This window comes from Desulfobacula sp., assembly GCF_021107415.1.
Genome location: NZ_JAIOSW010000492.1, coordinates 1 through 4,193 on the forward strand (window position 1 = coordinate 1; position 4,193 = coordinate 4,193).

Sequence of the window (4,193 nt, forward strand, 5' to 3'; positions counted from 1 at the left end):
AGCATGCTGGTCGCTGATCGCTACTGCCCTTAACATACGGTAAGAGTTGTATCTGTTAGAATAGTATCCCTGAACCAGCCAGTTCATGCCTTTTTGGACCGCTTCAACGTAAGGATCTTCATCCGGATCACCATTAATTTTGTGATTATTAATGGCAAAGGCCTGTACACTTGATGCCGTTGGCGCTGCTAAGTAGCGTGCACTTCCCCATGTAGACGTCCAGACCATGAAAGGTGATCCGTCATAGGTATGGAAATAAGAATTGGTATAAGTATGATTAAACAGCCACCACAGGCCGTCATCAATGGCAATATTAATCCGGGCATCCTGGTTATTCTCAAAAAGTTTAACCAGATACGGATCTTCAATAGTTGTGGAGATGAAGCTGCTGTCATCAGCCACCACAAGCTTTGCTGTAAACGGGGTGCCCACTGCGCCTGAATAGGTATTATCCGCCTGGACATGATAAGTTAATGACCCCTGTTCGGAAATGACGGATGATTCTGAACCGTCTCCATAGACCCACTTATACCAGATCATGGACGTATCTGTTGTTTTAATGACACCTTTAAGGCGTGCAGATTCATTGGAAATTGCGGTGTGAAATTTTAAGGGATCTCCCTGCCAGGGAACACATATGACCCTGTCAACAGCTGCAAATCCTGGTGATGCTGTAAATAAAAAACCAGCTAAAGCAAATAATAAAATTAAATAAATTTTCCATTGACTAAAACGCATAATATACCCCGCCATTTCCTGTAATTCGGTTAAATGCCGAATACAGATCCTAATTATTTTAGGTTATGAATTTGGAAACAAACCATATCATAACTATTATTTATCTAAATTATTTAAAAATTTCACAGCTTCATTCATTATTAGGATGCAATATGTATGCCCAAACCCCACTCCTGCTGAATCCTTGAATATACAGCCTTTATTTTTTTAACAGATTTAAGGATTATCAGCTTTGGGAAATTTTTTACCTATTTTTAGGAAAAAAATGTTATAAATTATGTAAATAAATTCCTTTTTTTTAAAAAGGATAAAACTTGAATTTACAAAATAATATGATTATATCAAAGCATTGTGAAATGGATATGGGAATTACGCCGGCTGCTATCAAAATGGCATACCAATTGCAACAACTAAATATCAGGAGTAAAGTAATTGAGTTATTCAAATAGATATATATTTTCGGAGAAAAGATATGAGCAATAAATACGGTGTAATGTTTGTGGGTCTGTGCGGTCATTTATCAACAACAACAATGATTGGAGCAATAGCATTGTCAAAAGGATTGTGCCCGCCAACAGGCATGGTTTCAGCTTCCGACCTTTTCAACAATGTTTCGTTTGCAGATATATCTGATTTTTATTTTGGTGGATGGGACATCCGATCCTGCTCCGAATCCCGATTGATTATGAGAGACACAAACTTTGCTGATCATGATCAGACTGAAAAAATCGCTCAAACCATTGATGGCATCCAGTCATTGACATTCCCCGGAATACTTCTCAATGCCGGGGATGCGATCTCAAGCCTGTCCGAACCCGATCATATTGTCACCAGTAATTCGATTTCATCAATGATAGACCGGATACAGGCGGATATTTCTACTTTCAAAGAAGACAACCATATTAAAAAAATGGTTGTAATTAATCTTGCTTCCACAGAACCGCCACTGATAGATACTGATGCTGCTTCCAGTATTGATGCAATTGAAAATATAATAAAAAAAAATAATACCCATAGTATCAGGCCAAGCTTTATTTATGCCTATGCTGCCATTACATCCGGATGCGCCTATATTAATTTTACACCTTCAGAGGCAGGACTTTCTCGGGGGCTTGTGGATCTTGCCCATAAACACCATGTGCCGGTGATGGGCAGTGACGGCAAGACCGGTGAAACACTTGTAAAGTCGGCCCTTGCTCCGATGTTTGCCATGAGAAATCTTGAAGTGATGAGTTGGGAAGGTTACAACATCCTCGGTAATATGGATGGAAAAGTCCTCCAGAACGAAGAAAACGGGGCCACCAAAATTAAAAGTAAAGACCGGCTGCTGCCGCACATCCTGGGATATTCCCCACATTCAAGGGTTTCCATTGATTATGTTCCCTCCCTGGGTGACAGAAAAACTGCCTGGGATTTCATCCACTTTCAGGGGTTTCTCAATACAAAAATGAATCTTCAATTTACCTGGCAAGGCTGTGACTCGGCATTGGCTGCACCGCTTGTTCTGGATCTTTCCCGGTTTGCATTCCTGGCGCTTGAAAGGGGGGAATCCGGCGCCATGCACCATACAGCATCTTTTTTTAAATCACCCTGGCAGGTGAATGAACATTCCCTTGAAAAGCAGTTCAGAATGCTTGAGGCATATTGTGAGAAATTAGTATAATTTTATAAACCACCCCAGGCATCTTTGCTGTCAATTAATGGTTTGGGCCTGAATTTGTCACACTGGCCAAGAAAATAACAGGGATTATTATAAAACAGGGTTTCAACATCCTTTTCTTTGTGCCCCCGCCTTTTCATTTCAAATACTGCGTCATGGAGTGTGCCGGGATCAGATGGTCCCCAGTCGCCCGAGGCATCAACCAGCAGCCGTTCAAGCCCGTAAATCTCCGCAGCATCAATCACCCGGGTGGCAGAGTTCTTTGTTACGGGATAGATGGTCATGGAGGCCCAGAAACCGGAATCCAGGATCATTTTCAGGGTATGCTCTTCACTGTGATCAAAGGTGACCCTGCCAGGGTCAACCCCCTTATGACCGTTTAGATAATCCAGCATCATCTTTGTGCCCTTGAGCTTGTCAACCAGGTGCGGGGTATGAATCCAGATCAATTGATTGTATTTCAGTGCCAGCTCCACCTGTTCTTCAAATACGGTCATTTCATTTTTTGTATTCTTGTTGAGACCGATCTCCCCTATGCCCAGGACATTGGGCTTGTCCAGAAATTCCGGGATAAACGAGATCACTTCCCGGGACAGTTCCAGATTATCCGCCTCCTTGGGATTCATGCAAATCCAGCAATAATGATCAATGCCGTACTGGGCTGCCCTTGTAGGCTCAAACTGAGTAATATGGGTAAAGTAATCATGAAATGCCCTGGCCGATGTCCGGTCATATCCTGCCCAGAATGCCGGTTCACAGCATGCCACGGTATGCATTCTCGCCATGCGCTCATAATCCTGAGTTGTACGTGCAATCATGTGGATATGGGGTTCAATAATTTTCATTTATTTGCCTTTTTTATGGTTTTAACGGTTTTGCCCGCTCATCTTCAATAAACATGGGGGGCGTACCAAAGATTATAAATTCAAGCGGATCATTTGATTCAGATGTTATTGAATGAATAGTTCCCCTTGGAATTACAGCCACACTGCCCGGCCGAATGGGAAATGATTTTTCATCAAGTGTAATGCTTCCTTTGCCGGAAAGAATATAAAACACCTCATCATATGCAGCATGGTAATGTTTATTGCCCTGGGTCACGCTGATCACATGAACGTTGGAGATACCTCCTTCACCACCGGTGATCACTCGGCGGGCGTTTCCAAAAGGACAGGGTGTCTGTTCGGTTTCATCCAAATGGCGGACAATAGGTTCTGGTTTCAAAAAACATCTCCTTTGTTTAAAAAACTAATCTTTGTCAGACAAGAGGGTTAAAAACTGCTCGGTTCTGTTTTTACTGCTGTCTGTTATAATCAAAAATATTTTAAAAAGATCCTGGATTCTTGTATCCTTCATCATCCGCTCTCCACCGTCCGCCCGTTCAATTCTGTCGAGAATGGCAGCGGTTTCGAGCAGATGCGATCTTGCCTCAAGATAATACATATCCAGAAGTTCCAGCGCTGTTTTCGGCGGTTCTATTCCTTTTTTTTTCATCTATGTTATTTCTCCTGTTATTTCTTTTTATCCTGTTGACAGGATGTGATTTTTTTAATTGCAGGATCTTTTTCTTGATAAATCTTCATTATCACCTTTGTTCCCTTTAAGGGCAGAAGCTTTTCATTGGCAAAAAAAAGCGTATCATCCGCCCCTGTATCACTCCTGTGATCCAGAATAGCAAAAGGATCATGATAAGTGGCAATAATGGAACCTTCAACCTGGGCCATGAAATTGCCGTCCATAATTTTTGATCCGGTAAAGACCCAGACAGTTTTTTCCATGATTTTTTCTGTGGCCA

6 protein-coding genes are annotated in these 4,193 nt (G+C 41.9%); 1 reads left to right on the top strand and 5 read right to left on the bottom strand.

The window, feature by feature from the left end:
* Nucleotides 1–738: hypothetical protein (locus K8S13_RS24500; protein WP_291466351.1), on the bottom strand; the 738-nt coding region annotated here is incomplete at its 3' end.
* Nucleotides 739–1,210: 472 nt separating this feature from the next.
* Between K8S13_RS24500 and K8S13_RS24505 the strand changes: the two genes are divergently transcribed.
* Nucleotides 1,211–2,401, top strand: a complete 1,191-nt coding sequence (locus tag K8S13_RS24505; protein WP_291466352.1) for an inositol-3-phosphate synthase — start codon at nt 1,211–1,213, stop codon at nt 2,399–2,401.
* Nucleotides 2,402–2,403: 2 nt separating this feature from the next.
* Here K8S13_RS24505 and K8S13_RS24510 read toward each other — a convergent pair whose 3' ends face one another.
* The 4 genes from K8S13_RS24510 to K8S13_RS24525 all read right to left on the bottom strand — a co-directional run.
* Nucleotides 2,404–3,243: a TatD family hydrolase gene (locus K8S13_RS24510; RefSeq protein ID WP_291466353.1), complete on the bottom strand. Its 840-nt coding sequence runs from the start codon at nt 3,241–3,243 to the stop codon at nt 2,404–2,406.
* Between the two features lie 13 nt (nt 3,244–3,256).
* Nucleotides 3,257–3,622 (bottom strand): cupin domain-containing protein, encoded by a 366-nt coding sequence (locus K8S13_RS24515; RefSeq protein WP_291466354.1) that lies wholly within the window; start codon nt 3,620–3,622, stop codon nt 3,257–3,259.
* Nucleotides 3,623–3,646: 24 nt separating this feature from the next.
* The gene (locus K8S13_RS24520) at nt 3,647–3,892 is read right to left on the bottom strand and encodes a hypothetical protein (protein ID WP_291466355.1); all 246 of its coding nucleotides are present in this window, start codon (nt 3,890–3,892) and stop codon (nt 3,647–3,649) included.
* A 17-nt stretch (nt 3,893–3,909) separates the two neighbouring features.
* Nucleotides 3,910–4,193 (bottom strand): hypothetical protein (locus tag K8S13_RS24525; RefSeq protein WP_291466356.1); only part of this gene is annotated, 284 nt, incomplete at its 5' end.

Bases quoted from the DNA above. Each gene is read 5' to 3' on its own strand.
- K8S13_RS24510 (WP_291466353.1), bottom strand. From the start codon at position 3,243: ATGAAAATTATTGAACCCCATATCCACATGATTGCACGTACAACTCAG.
- K8S13_RS24520 (WP_291466355.1), bottom strand. From the start codon at position 3,892: ATGAAAAAAAAAGGAATAGAACCGCCGAAAACAGCGCTGGAACTTCTG.
- K8S13_RS24505 (WP_291466352.1), top strand. From the start codon at position 1,211: ATGAGCAATAAATACGGTGTAATGTTTGTGGGTCTGTGCGGTCATTTA.